At 51.5% G+C, this 18064-nt stretch carries 14 protein-coding genes and 2 pseudogenes; 9 read left to right on the top strand and 7 right to left on the bottom strand.

The window, feature by feature from the left end; translation table 11 throughout:
- Window positions 1-534 (top strand): annotated as a pseudogene (locus tag GM154_RS25815) (glycoside hydrolase family 5 protein); the annotation flags it as partial.
- A gap of 321 nt (window positions 535-855) precedes the next feature.
- Here GM154_RS25815 and GM154_RS25075 read toward each other — a convergent pair.
- Window positions 856-2151, bottom strand: a complete 1296-nt coding sequence (locus GM154_RS25075) for a hypothetical protein (protein ID WP_219654181.1) — start codon at window positions 2149-2151, stop codon at window positions 856-858.
- 587 nt (window positions 2152-2738) lie between these two features.
- Between GM154_RS25075 and GM154_RS25070 the strand changes: the two genes are divergently transcribed.
- The 4 genes from GM154_RS25070 (at window position 2739) to GM154_RS25055 (ending at window position 6230) form a co-directional block, all read left to right on the top strand.
- Window positions 2739-3008 (top strand): hypothetical protein, encoded by a 270-nt coding sequence (locus tag GM154_RS25070; protein WP_125889087.1) that lies wholly within the window; start codon window positions 2739-2741, stop codon window positions 3006-3008.
- A gap of 459 nt (window positions 3009-3467) precedes the next feature.
- A complete protein-coding gene (locus GM154_RS25065; protein ID WP_219654179.1) occupies window positions 3468-3881 on the top strand; it encodes a hypothetical protein in 414 nt (137 codons plus the stop codon).
- Window positions 3882-4205: 324 nt separating this feature from the next.
- Window positions 4206-5831 carry a methyl-accepting chemotaxis protein gene (locus tag GM154_RS25060; RefSeq protein ID WP_219654177.1) on the top strand — a complete coding sequence of 542 codons (1626 nt, stop codon included), beginning with the start codon at window positions 4206-4208 and terminating at the stop codon, window positions 5829-5831.
- A gap of 153 nt (window positions 5832-5984) precedes the next feature.
- Window positions 5985-6230, top strand: a complete 246-nt coding sequence (locus GM154_RS25055; RefSeq protein WP_125889089.1) for a hypothetical protein — start codon at window positions 5985-5987, stop codon at window positions 6228-6230.
- Window positions 6231-6272: 42 nt separating this feature from the next.
- Here the strand turns inward: GM154_RS25055 and GM154_RS25050 are convergent, their stop codons facing one another.
- Window positions 6273-8384, bottom strand: a complete 2112-nt coding sequence (locus GM154_RS25050) for a PAS domain-containing sensor histidine kinase (RefSeq protein ID WP_219654170.1) — start codon at window positions 8382-8384, stop codon at window positions 6273-6275.
- Window positions 8385-8653: 269 nt separating this feature from the next.
- Between GM154_RS25050 and GM154_RS25045 the strand changes: the two genes are divergently transcribed.
- Both GM154_RS25045 and bcsR read left to right on the top strand, forming a co-directional pair.
- On the top strand, window positions 8654-10072 hold the full coding sequence (locus GM154_RS25045) for a short-chain fatty acid transporter (protein WP_219654168.1): 1419 nt from the start codon (window positions 8654-8656) through the stop codon (window positions 10070-10072).
- 1011 nt (window positions 10073-11083) lie between these two features.
- Window positions 11084-11311 carry a BcsR/BcsP family cellulose biosynthesis protein gene (gene bcsR / locus GM154_RS25040; protein WP_074828942.1) on the top strand — a complete coding sequence of 76 codons (228 nt, stop codon included), beginning with the start codon at window positions 11084-11086 and terminating at the stop codon, window positions 11309-11311.
- Between the two features lie 147 nt (window positions 11312-11458).
- Here bcsR and GM154_RS25035 read toward each other — a convergent pair whose 3' ends face one another.
- The gene (locus tag GM154_RS25035; protein WP_010798713.1) at window positions 11459-12241 is read right to left on the bottom strand and encodes a sulfite exporter TauE/SafE family protein; all 783 of its coding nucleotides are present in this window, start codon (window positions 12239-12241) and stop codon (window positions 11459-11461) included.
- Window positions 12242-12451: 210 nt separating this feature from the next.
- Between GM154_RS25035 and GM154_RS25030 the strand changes: the two genes are divergently transcribed.
- Both GM154_RS25030 and map read left to right on the top strand, forming a co-directional pair.
- Window positions 12452-12718: a ParD-like family protein gene (locus GM154_RS25030; protein WP_010798714.1), complete on the top strand. Its 267-nt coding sequence runs from the start codon at window positions 12452-12454 to the stop codon at window positions 12716-12718.
- Window positions 12715-13506, top strand: a complete 792-nt coding sequence (gene map / locus GM154_RS25025; RefSeq protein ID WP_197873284.1) for a type I methionyl aminopeptidase — start codon at window positions 12715-12717, stop codon at window positions 13504-13506. The genes GM154_RS25030 and map overlap by 4 nt, the downstream gene beginning before the upstream one ends.
- A 50-nt stretch (window positions 13507-13556) precedes the next feature.
- Here the strand turns inward: map and GM154_RS25020 are convergent, their stop codons facing one another.
- The 4 genes and pseudogenes from GM154_RS25020 to GM154_RS25810 all read right to left on the bottom strand — a co-directional run bounded on the left by GM154_RS25020 (window position 13557) and on the right by GM154_RS25810 (window position 16989).
- Window positions 13557-13856, bottom strand: a complete 300-nt coding sequence (locus tag GM154_RS25020; RefSeq protein ID WP_219654165.1) for a hypothetical protein — start codon at window positions 13854-13856, stop codon at window positions 13557-13559.
- Window positions 13857-13960: 104 nt separating this feature from the next.
- Entirely contained in the window at window positions 13961-14674 is a 714-nt protein-coding gene (locus GM154_RS26150) for a methyl-accepting chemotaxis protein (RefSeq protein WP_374940349.1), read from the bottom strand.
- A 141-nt stretch (window positions 14675-14815) separates the two neighbouring features.
- Window positions 14816-15574: pseudogene (locus GM154_RS26145) on the bottom strand (MCP four helix bundle domain-containing protein); the annotation flags it as partial.
- 257 nt (window positions 15575-15831) lie between these two features.
- Entirely contained in the window at window positions 15832-16989 is a 1158-nt protein-coding gene (locus tag GM154_RS25810) for a hypothetical protein (RefSeq protein ID WP_258020052.1), read from the bottom strand.
- Between the last annotated feature and the right edge of the window lie 1075 nt (window positions 16990-18064).

Here is an 18064-nt window from a genome sequence, read left to right as displayed (position 1 = left end):
AACCCGCGCTGGAACATCCTGATGGACAATATGCTGGCCTACCTGAAAGAGAATTGCGTACCGGCGTCCTACTGGGCGGCAGGTCCGGGCTGGGGCAATTATTTCATGTCGGTTGAGCCTATCAATGGTGTAGAGCGCCCGCAGTGGCCGACGCTCAAGAAATACATGGATAACACCAGCTGTACGGAAATAGGCCCGAAGAAGGCAGCAACAACTTCGCCTGCACCTACACCGACCGTTGTTGCGCCGGCACCATCCACTACGACGGGTTCCGTGACCAGCACCATCAACAATTTTACCAACACCGATTGGCTCAATGGTGTGTATCGTAAGAAGGCTGGCTTCTCGGTACCGGGCACGACCGCCAACAAAGCCGCCTTTCAGGTGGGCAAGTCGGTTAAGCTAGCGGATGGTCAGGTCCGCAAAATTACCTATGTGCAGGCTGGCACTAATCTAGGTGTTTATGTGGATGGCGCGGCAGTCAATGGGTCGGTCGTAGGTTATCCCAAGACACTGACTGTTTTGTCTAAATAACAACAGTCTCTTACCTACGGGCTGTGATGGATTGTATCTGGAGCTAGGGATAGCTCCTTATCTTTACTTTTTCTCCCTCCATAATAGGCCAGGTGCGTTCGTATCAGACGCGTATTTTGCCAGCCCATACCAGATTCCCTACGTAAGACAACAAAACGGCATTCTCTAGCAGCTACATAAGCTGATCGTTATTGCCTCGCTATGCATCATCTCTCCTGTAATCCCTTCTGAGTCAATCTATCTGCTTGATCTGGCTTTACTGGCATCCCTTAAAGGAAAAGGCCGGGTATAAGCCCAGCCTTTTCCTTTATTAAAAATGAATCAGGTCATGCCTCTCATTCCTCTGGCGCCGGACAACGACTCAAGCCGCGTTGGGTATGGATACGGTACCGCTGCGATTTCGTCAGTAGCTCTGGCTGTATGTTGATAGTGTGTTTTGAGTGCCTGTAGAGCGAGAAGAAAAGCCGTAGGTGCTTGATACTCGAACACACTTACCAACGGCCACATGGCAAGGTTGGCCAGGAAGAACGCCAGCGTAAAGTCCAAGTTGGGATTTAGCTTCGTTGCAACCCTGTAGTGGATGAACAAGCCAATCGGAATAATGGCAAATGTCAGGAATCCGAAGCGGAATAAGGTACCAATTACCCCTACGTCAGACAGAAAGAAGTAGTTGCTGAAGAACCGTTTGAACCCATCATTCCACATCAGGCTCAAGCTGCCGCTAGGAACCCAATTGTATTCATGCAAATGGTTCATGATGGCGGCAATGGTGTTTTCCCGCACATTGTCCGTAGGCCCGCTCTCCACCGATTGCATATAGAAGTCAAGGTTGAGCCCCAAGCTATCGAGGATATGCGGGTTCACCAATATCGGAAAGAGCGCAATGCTACCCAGGATCATGGGCATCACCATGCGGCTTTTCAGACACATCGCGGTAAAGAGAAAGCAGATCACGATGACCTGTCTTGTCTGCATGACAAAGACAATCGTGGCCAGAAAGACAAACGCCAGGATGCCATAGAGCACTTTTGACTTTGGAGCGCCGTTCAGGGGAGATCGTCCATGCCCCATGAAATAGACGCTAAGGCAGTAGGAGAAGATGATGGCCGCTGCGCCGGGCGAGGCACGCCCGGGACGACTAAGGTCAAGCACCTGCTCACGAAGATCGGGCAGCACGCCTGCATAGGAAAGCCAGGAAAGCCCAACGGAGATGAGACCGACCAGCAGTATCAGCTGCTCGAATTGGGTAGCGGTTACACGCTTTGCAAAATAGACAATAACGAAAAAGCTGAAACAGAACAGGACACGGCGCTCTTCAATCAATCCATAGAACAGCGGCTGCCCATAAAAAAGATTTGAAAATAACGCAGGTAGAAAACAGAACACAAAGGCAGAAAAAAGGCAAAAACTCAAGCCGAGGTTGTAGTCCTGCTTGTTGGCCGGAGGTGTACCTGTAAGAAGAAGCGCTGTAAAACCCAAGCATATCGCCAAGTACAATTCACTGACGTACTTTACGCCAATAGGGTTTGTGTGCCCTTGCTCGAACACACCAAATTGAAAAATAAGAAGAATAAACAAACATACGTAATAGACGTTACGCTTGCTAACCGTGATCATTAATTTTATGTCCTTTACATGCGGTTTGTTTTCGAAACCACCAAGCGTGCCAACCCACACCAATCTGTTGAGGGATCATAAAGCTAGTGGCGACGCAGACGCTGTCAAGGCAGGCAATGGACTACTTAGATCAATGCTTGAAACAGACAAGCTTAGTATTGCGGGCAATTATTACCGTCATATTGGCTCAAATAACCAGACTACTGTGACGGTACGAGTGATTTCGAAAGAATACTGGCTATTTGCCTTCTATTGATAAATAACTTATAAATCATCAAAACAAATTCATAGTACGTTCAATACAAAAGCAATTGACAAAAAACCTTGATTTTGTGAGTTTGCCAGCATAAATACTTTGAATTAGTTCTCTTCTTTTGTAATAGATCACCCCTCCCGCAGCTTATTAGGACCTTTTTAACCAAGGCTCACTAAAGGACCCGCATAGCGATCAGATGCAGGGTGGAGGCGGAGCATAAGAAAGGCTTTGACTGGGCAGGAAAACCTTTAGACGAGTGGGAAGAGTCTTCAAGAATCTCTTGAAGTAGCCTGACTCTAACTAGATAACACCCAACGATGTAGCCGATTCTATGAATGCCTTGATCATGCTTGTTGACTCGGCCCGTGACCGTTATCAAGTCGATACCTTACTAAAACCTGACGGGACACTGGTTATTACCGCACTACCTGTTGAAGGAGGTCATCCACTTGAGTGGATCTTAACGTCTGACCAGGCGCGTAACCGTCTGCTTTTGGAAACGGTCCTGATGGATATCCAGCGTCGGCTTAACCAGCCGGCATCCAATAGCCATGAATTTACTCATGAGGATGATCCATTACATCATGGCTCGCTTGGGTAGTCATTATTTACCCCTCTTTATCACAGTGCTTTTACAGTGCTTCTCATGTTCCTTGCCACACTTGCAGCACAAAGCACTTCTAGTCTGACGTCCGTACCGGATGGGCTAAACGCGTGTTGCACCCTCTCCATCTTGGTGGGTTGCCACGTGGAAGGTTCTCTGATTTTGCCTTTTGTCACCATTACAGGACGTCCAACTCGCATGATGCGCAAATCTCCTTTTCCGCCTATGTCTTGCGCCTTTCTTTCTGCCGGCGGGAGGTGGGATGCATGCCCGCTCATATGATTGAACCGGCACAACCCTAGGGTTCCGAAAACCTGTCCATCTGCGTTGCACATATTGACCACCGTCACTACTAAACCTCTGGGCATGGGGTTGGGCTCTCCATAATTTACGGCTTCGTGCGCTAACCGGTGGGCAGATGCATATCGCTCCGGAAACGGGGCAAGGAATACGGATATGTCTATAACTCGCGCAGAAGAAAAGGCCGTAAATACCGCAAGTGAGCCCACTCAAGAACAGTTGCTCCGTACCGTTACTGGCGGGGCAGTACGGGTTGTGGATTACGAGCCGACTATCCGTATGCTGGTCGTGGAGATTCTTGAAGAACTCGGCTACCACGCCCTGATAGCTGAAGATGGCGCTTCTGGCTTGGCAATCCTGCAATCCGATACCGCTATCGGCCTGTTAGTTTCCGATGTTGGGCTAACGGAAGACAAATGGCTGACGCCGCGTATTAGCCGCCCTGACCTCAAGGTGCTATTTATCACAGGTTATGCTGAGAGCGCTGTGGTAGGCGATGGAAACCTGGAAATCGACACGCCTATTATGACCAGCCCCTTCACGGTCGATATATTGACCGAGCGAATCTAACAGTTGATTGAAGGTAGTTAACTGGCGGTTTTTCAGCTCCTTCTTGGAGGGGTCATCTTTATAGTTGGACAGGCTGTGCTCTACCAGCTTGAGCACACTGCAGACTCTGCATTCATAGCTGCGCCTGGTAGTTAGCTTTTTAGGAATGTCGCAGTAGAAAACAGGTAGCTGGTAGAGGTTCGCTTTCAAGAACGCTTGAGCCATGGATGCAGTGAGCTTTATCCGTCACTGAATAAATTCAAGCCTCAAGACTGACCGCCGATACATGTCATCAGACAACAAAAATTCGGCGTGCTTTCGCCTCTACTTTTGCGGATGACAAATATGCTACTACGCAGTTGGAACATAGCCCCCCGGGCTGCGCTTGGGTTTGGCCTGATCGCGCTGATGGTTGCTTTTCTGGGTATTTTCTCGCTAGGCAAGATGTCCAGTATCCGTGACCGTAGTGTGGCTATAGAAGCAGAATGGGTACCCAGCATCCGCATCGTAGATAGCATCCGGGAAAACATGCTGCGTATTCGCACCATTTCCTTGCGCATGGCGCTTGATCCCGACCCTAAAAGCATCGACACCTATGCCAGCCAGTATGAGGCCCGTAATAAGGTTTTGATGGATAACATCAAAGCGTTTGAGGCCTTTGTCGATACGCCCGAAGAGCAACGCCTGTACGGACAATTCAAACAGGATTTTGCAGTCTACCAGCAGGGTATGACCAACTCGTTTGTCCTGGCCCGCCAAGGCGATACTGTCGCCCTGAATAAACTCACTCTGGTTGACATGAAGCCTGTCATCGATGGCACTGGCAAGACATTGGGCGAGCTGGGAGACTACTATGCACAAGGGATCGAGCGCGAAGGAAAGAGTTCGGCGGATCAATACGCCAGCTCTCGCGCCATTGTTATCCTCGTGATTGCCCTGGCGGCCCTGGCTACCGCGCTTATGGCCTGGCTTCTGACGCAAAGTATCGTCAGGCCCCTGCAGAGTGCTGTGCGCGCCGCACAACAGGTTGCCAAAGGAGACCTGACCACTCACATTGAAGTCAGCGGTAGCGATGAGGTCAATCAGCTTCAGGTAGCACTGCGCCAGATGCAGGACAATCTGCGTAACACCCTGGCTCAGATTTCAGGGTCATCAACCCAACTGGCGGCAGCTGCTGATGAACTCAACGCAGTGACCGAAGAAGCCAGCCGCGGCTTGCAACAGCAAAACGATGAGATTGAGCAGGCCGCTACCGCTGTAAACGAGATGAGCGCAGCGGTTGATGAGGTAGCACGTAACGCAGTATCGACATCTGAGGCCTCCAAGACCTCGACCCAGTCAGCACAGGCCGGTCATGTTCGAGTCAATGAAACCATTACAGCCATCACAGACCTGTCGGAAGAGGTTCAGTCTACCTCCGTACTGGTAAGACAACTTGCCGATCGATCGCAGGAAATTGGCAAGGTGCTGGATGTTATTCGTGCCATTGCAGAACAAACCAATCTACTGGCGCTGAATGCTGCGATCGAAGCTGCCCGTGCAGGCGAATCCGGCCGAGGTTTCGCTGTAGTCGCTGACGAAGTCAGAGCTCTTGCCCATCGTACGCAACAGTCGACACTTGAGATCGAGCAAATGGTCTCCGGCATGCGCAATGGCGCAAGTCAGGCCTTGAACTCCATGCAAGCCAGCAGCGCTCGCGCTCATTCCACACGGGAGCTGGCAGAAAGTGCAGGCCAGGCACTAAGCGAAATCACGTCGTCGATCAGCGAAATGTATGAGCGTAATCTGGTAATTGCCAGCGCCGCTGAAGAGCAGGCTCAGGTGGCTAGGGAAGTTGACCGTAATCTTGTCAACATCCGTGATCTATCCGTGCAGTCTGCCACAGGCGCGCATCAAACCAGCGCGTCCAGCCATGAGCTGTCACGTCTAGCGGCTGAGCTTAACTCTCTGGTCAATCGCTTCAAGGTCTGATCGTTTATTCAATGATCGCTTTACGACAGAAAAAATGTGAAAGCCCTCTTTAGCAGAGGGCTTTTTTGTTGAAAGCTGGCCAGAGCTTCAGATGGATTGCTCTTTACGAGTGAAACAGTGGCCTATGCTTAAGTTAAGCATGAGGCGCACCCGATGAATCTGATAGCCGATAAACTTGCCCGTCTCGATCCGCCGCTTAAGTTTCTTTTTGAACCTCGCGGCTCTGACATGCTTTTGACCTTGATCGACCCGGCCGTTCCTGCACGCGTGCAGCGCCGCCTCGATCCCAAGCTCATGATGAATAAGGATGCGCTAAACCTAACCCTGGTTTATGCCGTCAATGAACTACGTGCCAAAGGCTCCCATGTGCCTTTGGAGAAGGATTACATTTTTATCTGATACCTCTTCGACCCACCAAATGGAACCTGGTGCTTCTATCGCCTATCCTCTCAGAGCAGTACGCACCATGGCAGAGAGATCCTCGGGACGATAGGGTTTGGTAAGCAAATGGATATTAGGAGCCAACGTGTTGTTCTGCGAAAGGATGTCCCGAGTATGGCCTGAGGTAAACAATACCGGTATTGCAGGTTCCTGCATCTGAGCCCATGCCGCCAGATCCGTACTTTTGAGCCGACCGGGCATCACGACATCCGTGAAAATCAAATCAACCCTCGTTCCGGCTTCCAGCAGCTGCATGGCCACGTCAGCATCAGGCGCTTGCGCCACGTCATAACCGGCCTGCTGCAGTAACTCTACAACAGAGAAGCGAACACCTTCATTATCCTCTACTACCAGGATGGTTTCCCGTCCTTCAAGCGTATAGTCATGTTTGCCCCGGTCATCTTCTTCGGCCTGTTTGTGACTGCGTGCGAAATACATCCGTACCGTCGTACCGCATCCAGGGGCGCTCTGAATATCAATATGGCCCCCACTCTGCTTGACGAAGCCAAACACCATGCTAAGACCAAGTCCCGTACCCTGGCCTTCAGCCTTGGTCGTGAAGAATGGCTCGAAGACGTGCTCCAGCACTTCTGGCTTCATACCTTCGCCCGAATCGGCAACGGACAGGCAGAGGTAGTCCCCAGGACTGATGTCCTTGCCTGCACAGTAATCTTCATCCAGCACGACATTGTCGCCATGAACGCTGATCAGCCCTTCCCCATCCATCGCATCACGGGCATTGATGGCCAGATTGAGAATAGCGTTTTCCAACTGGTTACGATCAACGTGTATGCACCAGGCATTGTCAGGCAGGGACATATCGATTTCGATGGTCTCGCCCAGTGCACGCTGAAGGAGCTCCTCCAGCCCTTCGAAAATATGGGCTGGGTTGTAAACGCCGGGTGATAAGGCTTGGCGACGGGCAAAGGCCAATAGTTGGGAAGACAGCTTGGCTCCTCGCTCCACCGCATTGATGGCAGCCTCTACGCGGCTCTGTAAACGAGGGTTGTCCTTTTCCTGACGAGCCAGCAGATGCAGGTTGCTCGAAATGACCTGCAGAACATTATTGAAGTCATGTGCAACGCCTCCGGTCAGTCCGCCAATCGCCTCCAGCTTTTGTGATTGCCGGAGCTGCTCTTCTGCCAACGAGCGGGCCTGCACTTCAGCAGCGACCCGCTGCTCCAGATTGCGCGTCAGTTGATAAAGCGCTTCTTCCGCCATCTTGCGTTCATGAATATCAATCAGAACACCGGGAAAGCGAAACGGCTCTCCATGCTCGTCAAACTCGCATAGACCACTCGCTAAAACCCAGCGGAAAAGGCCGTTCGAACGGCGGATACGGCATTCGGCATTAAACGCGCCGCCCTGATCAAAGGTCTGCCTGATATGCATCCGGATCTTTTCCAGGTCATCCGGATGAATGAAGCCGCTGGCAATCTGAATGGGGATACCTGCCGCCGCTTCGTCCACGGGGTACGAAAAAGTTCGTGCGAAGCGCTCATCCCCGGTCAGGAACCGGGCTTTGATATCCCAGACGAACAGCCCCAGGAGCGCGCCAGAGTTCAATGCCAGTTGTAGTCGTTCATTCGTTGCCCGGAAGGAACGCTCAGCCTCCTGACGTCGCCGCTCCGACAGTACGTGTTGAGTGGTTTCGATAACGATGGCCATGACGCCGGCCGGCACGCCGTCATCCTCGGGCACCGGGCTGTAGTAAAGGTCCATCGAGACGTCTTCCGGACGCCCATTACGAAACAACACGAGTTCTTTGTTTCGATAAGAGAGCGTACCGCCAGCCAGACAGGTATCAACTACATTCCGATTGAATTCGGCAACTTCCGGCCAACCAATCTCGACTGGCGAGCCGAGAAGAAAAGGATGACGCCCTCCCGCAAACACGGCATAGGCATCGTTATAAATCATATAACCAGGCCGTCCCCACAACATGACGAGGGGTACGGGAGAGGCCAGTAGAAACTGGACGGCAGCGCTCAGACTTTTGGACCACTGTTCAATAGGGCCGAGATCCGTACAGGACCAGTCGAAAGACCGGATACGCTCGGCCATCTCACCGCTCCAGCCCAGGCAACCATGATCGTCCCTTAAAAATTGCATGGATTGTCTCTTAGGAAAAAGGCCTGTTCAGTATGTTGGTGTCCAGATACGACCACAGCAACAAACAACAATTCTAAACAAACGAAGCGGCGGCAAGGTCAGTCTATTCGGCAACGATAGCAGCCTTTTGAAGTGGCCGTCCGTCCACAGTGAAAAACCGCCAAGTAAAACACACCGGTAAGCGCTACCCTCTATACGTCCTGAGCGCGGCCAGGCAAATGGCCATGCGCTACACGGGTAATCAATAACAAAAGCTATAAGGAGATTACATGTCCGTTCATATTGAAGAGCGATTTTCTGCTCGTCTGGCGTTACGTTGTGCGCAATGGGCCGAGCGCTGGTTCCCTGATTCATGGGTCTTTGCCGCTGTCGCCGTGGTGGTGGTGGCGCTCGCCGCTACCCTGCTCGGTACACCGGCCTCAAGTACAGCCAAGGCATTTGGCGACGGATTCTGGAGCCTGATTCCCTTCACCATGCAAATGGCGTTTGTAGTGATCGGCGGCTACGTCGTGGCCAGCTCAGCGCCTGCGGCCCGTCTGATCGACTGGCTGGCTCGCATCCCACGCAATGGTCGGTCGGCTGTCTGCTGGGTAGCGCTTATTTCGATGCTGGCTTCTCTGCTCAACTGGGGGCTCAGCCTGGTTTTTGGAGGGCTCCTAGTAAGAGCCCTTGCCCGACGTGTCGATTTGAAAATGGATTACCGGGCCGCAGGTGCAGCGGCCTATCTCGGGCTGGGCGCCGTATGGGCCTTGGGTCTGTCGTCCTCAGCGGCCCAGTTGCAGGCAAATCCGGGAAGCCTGCCCCCGTCTGTTCTGGCGATTACCGGTGTCATCCCCTTTACGGAAACCATTTTCCTCTGGCAGTCAGGCGTCATGCTGCTTGCGCTGATCGTGCTGTCGCTGATCATTGCATATGCTACTGCGCCTGGAGAATTGACTGCTCGTACTGCGCGTGAGTGTGGAGTCGACCCCGTACTGGAAACACCGGCTCGGCTAGTGCGAACACGCCCAGGCGAATGGCTGGAGCATAGCCCGCTTCTGACCATTATCATTGTGCTGCTAGCGCTGGGGTGGCTTTGGCAGGAGTTTGCTTCCAAGCCTGCCATTGAGGCCATTTCAGGGCTTAACACCTACAATCTGTTATTTCTGACGCTTGGTGCGCTTCTGCATTGGCGTCCTCGTCATTTTCTCGATGCAGTGGCGCGTGCTGTGCCGACCACTACTGGTGTCCTGATCCAGTTTCCCCTCTATGGCTCCATTGCTGCGATCATGACAAAGGCGACAGGAAGTGATGGTCAGACGCTTGCCCACCATATTTCCGCCTTCTTCGCTCAACTGGCCTCACACGATACATTTGCGGTCCTGATGGGCGTCTATTCAGCTATCCTGGGTTTCTTTATTCCTTCAGGCGGGGGTAAATGGATCATCGAGGCGCCTTACGTCATGCAGGTTGCCAATGACTTGCACTACCACCTGGGCTGGGCAGTCCAGATCTACAACGCAGCTGAAGCGCTACCCAATTTGATAAACCCCTTTTATATGCTGCCTTTACTAGGCGTTCTGGGGCTCAAGGCGCGCGACCTTATCGGTTTTACCTTCATGCAGATGCTGGCGCATATTCCGTTGGTGCTGATTCTTTTATGGGCATTGGGAGCCACCCTGACGTATCTGCCACCAGTCATGCCTTGATGAATCCACCACAGATGATGAACGGTCGTTTGAACAGACGAGACAGCTGTACAGATTAAGTCCACCAATGTCATATTGATATCAAGTTTGCTAACCACTTCTCATTTTGTGGCTAGCCCCCCTTACGCTCAAGAGCGCTATCTTCAAGTAGGCCCAGCTCTGGCTCCAGCATGTCTTTTAGAGGTAAATAAGGTTGTTGTACTGCCTCGGCCTATTCTTCACGGCAGTGGGTGTAACGTGTCTGCTTTACAAGCCCAATGACACGATGCTCCAATTCGAAGGATACGGTCTCATCATCGTTTCTGTGTTTATTCTTCGAGAAGCCTTCCTGAGCAAAAAGCCTCCCAGGAATTGAGCTTGTCATAACGCCTCTGCCGTCAGGCGCTTGCATGGCACATTCGTAAACGCTTGCCCCAAAGTCCATGCGACTTTTGAGCCTTTGAGCTTTGCTGCCGCCATTGATATCATAAAGACATCAAACATAGGGGGGTGAAGCGCGGTCGCTGCGCAGCATGAACCTACCCATAACCGATACGGAATGAGTCTGGTCACGCGTGAGGTTACTGTTACTCACCATGCCGGAATAGGAATGGCTTTCCTTCGCCTTTCAGAAAGCAAAAAGCAGGATGCTGGATATGGACTTCTTTACTAACCTCACCACCCTTTGTACAACCCAGGTGTTAACGCCGGGCCGCCCTATTGCCTGCCTGGCCATAATAGGCCTTGTGGCTACAGGGGTTGCGATTCACACCGAGCTTAGACGGCATAAGGATGAATAATCTGATCGCTTCCGTCCTGAACGCTTCATCCAGCTACCTACGTCCCAACGACGACCACTAGCATGAGTGAATGGGATCCTGTGGACCTGCTGCTGATGGCCATTAGCGGACTATGCCTTCTGTCAGCGTTTGGCTTGATGGTGCTCTGGCACTGATGATCTGGCACGCCGGTTGCTGCAGGCAACAGTGTAATGACCGTTGCGTCAAATAATCTGTCAGCCTGGAAACCACGATGAATGCTCTTCAAGTACTCGACGCCTCCATCCATACATTGGATACCCGTGAGGACGTCACCAATCTAGCCAAATGCTTTGATTTGCAAGGGTTGCAGTATCTTGAAATCCAGGCTGTCCAAAACTTTCAGTCAGCCATGGCACATTGGCCATTGTTGATGGAAACCCTTCAGCCGTCGCTGGTCGGTTACGAGACGATCATCAATCCGCTTCCAGCCTATCTCTGATGAGGCTGAAGCGGATCCGCATGGCATAGAAAAGAGCAGTACAGCGGATACATCAGCAGAAATAGCTCTCTTCTGGCTATTTATTTTTATCCGGAAGGCGTTAGCAAGTGAGTGGCCTGAAGCCCTCAGACCACTCACAAGGAGAGGTCAGAGCAGTTTGTACCCGATCACCATCAGCATAACGGCAAGGCACGGACGCAATATTCCATCGGGAATTCGACCGGAAAGGTGACTGCCCATAAAGATGCCTGGCAGTGAGCCCATCAGCAGATAGCCTAGAATAGGCCAATCCATGTTGCCCATGCTGGCATGGCCCAGTCCTGCAATCAGCGTCAAAGGTACGGCATGTGCGATTTCTGTACCTACCAGGCGTCGAGTAGCCAGGAAGGGATATAGCATGAACAGCGCCACGGTCCCTAAAGCGCCTGCGCCAATGGACGTCAGCGTCACCATGGCGCCAAGCACAACACCTGTGATGAATGTCAGCGTATTGAGCTTTTTCGGGCTCAAGTGAAAGCTGTCATTGGCATGCCGGCCTACAAAGGCAAACAACTGTTTCTTGAAAAGAATGGCAAAGGCTGTCATGAACAGAACAATACCCAAACCATGCTTGATGATCGCATTTAGCGCCTGCGGATCGGAGTGCAAGCGGCTCAACAACCACAGTGTTAATGCAGCGGCCGGCAGACTTCCCAGCGCCAGCCAGCCTGTCACAGACCAGTCGATATTCTTGTTGCGCTGATGCACCCAGACACCGCCTGCCTTTGTCACCGCGGCATACAGCAGATCAGTTCCTACGGCAGCGGCCGGATTGATGCCAAACCACAATAGGATAGGAGTCATCAGGGAACCACCGCCTACGCCTGTCATCCCAACAATAAAGCCGACCACCAAGCCTGCGACAACAAAACCTCCAGCGCCGAAATCCATCATCACTTCCTAAAGACACATGTTCTGCAAAAACCGGCACGCAGCATAACGACTTATAAAGAGCTCGCTTATATAAATATGATCTTGCTTATAACCATTTAATTTAAAAAAGGCACAGCCATCCTCCATTAATCCCATGGAACGTCCATTTTCCTACGCAGTCATACACGTTAGTATATGGATCATATACATTTCATATAGGGTGAATGGATGGGTATTGTCAAAGTCTCGGAAGGTATGCATGAAAACCTGCGTATCGCCAGTAATGCACTTTGCCGCTCCATCAATGCTCAGGCGGAGCACTGGCTACGAGTAGGCATGCTGGCGGAGCTCTATCCTGAGCTGAATCATCGGGATATCTGCAAGCTGCTGATCAGTCTGGAGCAACAAGGCGGTTTTGACCTGAACTGCCTGAGCGCGATGGAAGATGCCCCACACGTCCAAGCAACAATCAAACAGGCGGGAGCCGGACGATGAGAAAAGCGGTTTCGATAAAGACACCTGAAGAAATTGCCATGGCGCGCAAGGCAGGCAAGCTGGCAGCCGATGTGCTAGCGATGATTGCCGAGCATGTGAAACCTGGCGTAACGACCGAAGAGCTAGACCGCTTGTGTCATGACTATATCGTAAACGTACAAAAAGCCGTTCCGGCCAATATTGGTTATCACGGATTTCCGAAAACGGTCTGCACTTCAGTCAATCATGTGATCTGCCACGGTATTCCTTCTTCTGAGACGCTGAAGGATGGCGATATCGTCAATATCGATGTAGCGGTCATCAAGGATGGCTGGTACGGCGATACCAGTCGCATGTACTTTGTAGGTGAACCCTCTGCTCAGGCACGCCGCCTAGTGGAAACGACTTACGAAGCCATGTGTGCGGGCATTCAAGAGGTCAAGCCCGGCGCAACGTTGGGAGACATCGGTCATGCGATCCAAACCGTCGCGCACCGTGACGGCTTTAGTGTCGTTCGTGAATACTGCGGGCACGGGATCGGTAAGGTTTATCACGACGAGCCTCAGGTGCTGCACTTTGGCAACCGTGGCGAAGGGATGAAGCTGCGTACAGGAATGATGTTTACCATCGAGCCTATGCTCAATGCCGGCAAGCACCAGACCAAGACACTCGGTGATGGCTGGACGGTCATTACCAAGGATCGCTCGCTCTCGGCACAATGGGAGCATATGGTTGTTGTGACAGAGAGCGGGTTTGAAGTGCTAACGCCATGGCCAGATAGCCCCAGCGGTTATACCCCCATCGTCTAATTGGCGATGACATGGTCGGCAGGGCCGCGATGGGCGCCCTGCCAGGATGATTATTGTGCCTGGGTACGGGTTGCTTTGTCTGGATGTGTCGAGCCTACCGCTGACTCATTAGACAATGCCGCATCTGCCTTCTGCTGATCTTCAACCGCTTCCTGCTTCTGCTCCTGCGCAGCGTTGGTATGTGTCTGTCGCTCGGTAGGATTCTCAGCTGCTGCCGCTTTTTCCTGATGTTCCTGGGCATTCTGCGTATGCAGGGCAGCGTCCTGCGCCTTCTGCTCGGAAGGTTTGTCACAGCCCGCCAAGGGAAGTAGAAGGGCAGTCATTACGGCAACGGATAGATACTTCAACATGGATAACTCAACTTATCAGCTAAAACGTCATCCGCTTGGAATACCGATCACTCGTTGAGTTTCTTCCTAACCGTAACAATTTATTGATTAGCTAACTAATTTCCTTACAGGCGAAACCGCTGGACCGTCCGGTTAAGCTCCGAGGCTAATGCAAGCAACTCTATACTGGAGTGACTGGTTTGCATTGCACCTGTTGCCGTCTGGGTAGACAACGTTCGAATACTGGCCAGGGCGCTATCGACAATATGCGCAATCTGAACCTGCTCATTAGCGCCTGCTGCAATGGTTCTATTCTGCTCACGAATAGCCTCGCTGGCAGTAGTAATCTCAAGCAATGCCCGGTCAGCCGCTTCCGCCTGCTGCAAGGTATGACAGGCGTGCTCTGCAGAGGATTGAAGACTGGAAACGTTCTGTTGAGTACCTTGATTCACGTCATGGACCAACGCCTCGATTTCATTAGTGGAGGCTCGCGTACGTAGTGCCAGGGCACGCACCTCATCGGCTACCACAGCAAAGCCTCTGCCCTGTTCACCGGCGCGTGCAGCCTCAATGGCCGCGTTCAAGGCAAGTAAGTTGGTCTGTTCCGAAACAGATCGAATGACATCCAGTATTCGGGTAACGCTCTGCGTCTTTTCAGCCAGCCCGGCCGCCTGCTCGGAAGCCCCTAATACAGTGCCTGCCAATTGCTTGATGGAGGCAATGGTGTCGGTAAGCTCGCGTTTGCCCAATATGGCGGCCTCGCTGGAGGCAAGCGAATTCTGTGAGGTATTGGCAGCGCTAAGCGCAACCTCTTCTACAGCTTGGCTCATTTGCGCCATAGCCTCAACGGCCTGGCTTACCTCATGGTTTTGCTGTTGCAGATGACAAGCGCTGCTTTCCATGACAGCACTCATCTCATGCGCGGCAGTAGTAAGCTGTGAAGACGCCGATTCGATATGTGACAGCGTCTCGTGCAGACTACCCCGCATGCGCGCCAGTGCCTGCAACAGCCGAGCCGCCTCGTCTTTACCTTGCGACTGAATAGACTGACTCAGATCTCCCTCAGCGATGACTTCGGTGATCGCCACAGCCTGTCGCAAGGGCACCAGTATGCTGACACTTAGCCGCCAGGCCAAGATCATCATGAGTGCCAGCACTGTCCCAATAGTGACAAGGGCAATCAAGCGCGTCTGTTGATAATGCGCCTGTGCCGAGGTGATGGATTGGGCAGCACTCTGCTTATTCAACTCTCTCAACAACTGCACCTGCATATCCATCAGATCGCCCTGCATGCTCAAGGTCGTATCAGAAAGCATATGCGCATCCTGGGCCCTGCCCTGTTCAATCAGCCCCATCTCATCTCGCAGACCCGAAAGAAAAACCTGGTAGGCGTCCTGAAGCGCCCTGATTGAGTCGCGCTGGGTAGCATCCGAAGCCTGTTGCGAATAGAGTTGGAAGTTCTGCTCAAGTTGTCCCGTTAGCTGCTCGACAGCAATCATCCCATTGATCAATACCGATGGATCTTCCGTAGTGGTCAGAAATCGCTGGGATTCTGTGCGTAGTTTGCCCAGATCAATTGCAATCGCATCCGCCAGTGCAATGTTGGCAAGCGCTCCGCTTTCGATCATCTCGCCCTGCTGGCGAATCTCGTGCATCTGTATAAGACAGAAGCTGCCCAACCCTACGAGCAGCGCGGCCGTAACCCCAAAGCAGACAATCAGGCGATTCCTAATGCCCATACGGCGCAGAAGTGGAAGGGATGCAGAAGACTTGAAAAAGCGCAGGACACTTAATGGCATGTTCACGGAACGACGACAACCATGGCAATAAAGACTGCCCCGCTTATATCAGCCGATCATGATAGCTTAATGACAGCCCATCCCCCTGCCTGGCTGTCGTCGGCCTGCCTATAATAAAGAAAGCCTACAGGCCAGCACTGCCAGGCCTTTTCAACCCAGCAATGCTGGCAGAGAGCAAATGCTTGAACCCTTCCTGATCAGTGTTGGGTCAACGTAGCTGTATTGCTCAACCCGGTCTGCATCAAGGTTGCCTGATTACCCTGCCCGGTGCGCTCCAACGTAACAGACAGGCCTGACCCTTGCTGGGTTAGCTGGAAGTTGTCATTGATGGTCTGGCGTTGTGTGAGGCTCATGTAGTTGTCATCGCCTATCTGCGATACATCCAGGGAGCTATTCTCAACGCCGGCCTGCACCAGATCCATGGTGTTTCCATTGCCATCTTGTGTAGCAGTGATTTGGTTGTCTCCACTGCGAGCAGACTGGTCTACATTCAGAATATTATTATCGCCGAGTTGATTAGTTGTAAGCCTGGCCGCAGCAGATCCAAACGACATGCTGGCTAGCCCGCTCTGGTCTACGTTGACCGCGTTGTTGTTACCCGTTTGGTTAAGATCTGCATACGCATTAAGTGTTTGGATAACATTGGCCGTATTGCCATCTCCCTCTTGAGTCAAGGTTGTTAATACAGCCCCCACTCCAAGATCTTTCGGACTAGTACCATACTGCTCGAGTACTGCACTGTTGCCATTTCCCAGCTGTTGGATATTGGCTATGGACTCCGTATCACGCTGCGTTGCGGTAACAGCGTTATTGTCACCTGTCTGGGTTGCCGAGAATCCTCTAGCGAGACCGCCGGTATCTTGGTCAACCGTAATAGTGTTGGCGTTACCTATGGAAGTAGTATAGATCGCAGCCCAATAATCACCGGAGCGAACAATCGTGTGCACGTTGCCTGTACCTTCTTGGGTACTTTCTACATAACCGCCATATACCGCTGAGCCATCAAAAGTAAACTGATTGGAACTGCCTGACTGGTTGAGAGTAACGTACGTATCGCCTCGTTGATAAATCTGAGCCGTCTGATTATCGCCGCTCTGCAAAACGGTTGCATGAGCCTCATCGGTGGTTTCGTCCTGATAGACCGTGGCGGAATGGCCAGTCCCATCCTGTTCGATACGCTGATAGCTGTTGTTACCCAGCTGAGTTTGCTGCGCCTGGTGGGACGTACCGGTTTGAACCAGCTCTGCCGTATTGCCATCACCAGCTTGGTTAATTTCCGATACATGCATTTGAGCAACAGCAGAGGCAGAGATAAAGGCCATGGAAATGGCCGCAAGCATGTTGAAACGACGCATATCGAATTCCTTATAAGCATGCCCAGTTAGATCGACCCCTCTTTATAGAAAGGTCGGCGACCAAACGAAACAACAAGCTTTCCGTTTGCTCTTTAGCTTTCCAGTGAATACTGGTAGTACAAGCGTAGCTATCGGTAATTCTATTACCATACAGCCCGACGAAAGGATTTACTTAGCACTTTAGCAATCTTTTTTATTTGCCTTACTGTTGTACAAAGGCGGCTTGAGTACAGCTAGTTGCCATAATATTAATTCTTTATCTATATTCCTTCAAAAAGGAATTAATACCGTCTTCATATTTTATCCAGACGTACATTATTCAACTCATCGCCAGCTGTTGGAATAATGAGCTCAGGTCTGCCCGCTGACGGGCTCCTTGCTGCAGCATAGAAACCTGATTAAGCCTGGCTTTAAGCACAGGAGTTGGCCATATGGCTCCTGCTGCACCAAGGGATGCAAGAGCATCACTCAAATGAATCCATATTATCCAACATGCTTATTTCTAATGTCAGCGCCAAACTGGCCAATCGGCTAAAATAACGATAACTCAGAGCAGCAGTGGCGTTAACTTTATTAACTAACAACAACAGCTAGCAGTTATGCTTAGGCATTAATATGCCATTTCATCAACAGACTGAAACAATCAAACACGGTCATCCCGGGTGATAATCCAGTCATCTTTAGCCGCTCCGAGCTCAATATTTAACAGGTGCTTAATACCCGTCAGATAACAATTGACTTAGGAGTAATAATGATTTCAATGCACAAGGCATGTATAAATCGCATTGTCCTTTATTAAATGAGCGGACGTTTTTATTAAGCCAGGCTTTTCCAAGATTGATGAATTAGAGAACTGTAATTATATGAGCAACCCATGAATTTTACCTTGAGCGCAAGTCGATTCACGAGCAAGCAGGCAGTAGGGAATTCAACTCAAGCGAAAGCCTTTTTTGCAGGCATGAAAAAAGGGCTTGTATTTCTACAAGCCCTTTTAGGAGATGGCGCGCTCGAGAGGATTCGAACCTCTGACCGCTCGGTTCGTAGCCGAGTACTCTATCCAGCTGAGCTACGAGCG

This window comes from Pseudomonas sp. MAG002Y (genome assembly GCF_019400845.1).
GTDB classification, from domain to species: domain Bacteria; phylum Pseudomonadota; class Gammaproteobacteria; order Pseudomonadales; family Pseudomonadaceae; genus Chryseomonas; species Chryseomonas luteola.
The sequence above is the reverse complement of the archived record's forward strand: the minus strand, read 5'-3'. Positions and strand labels throughout refer to the sequence as shown.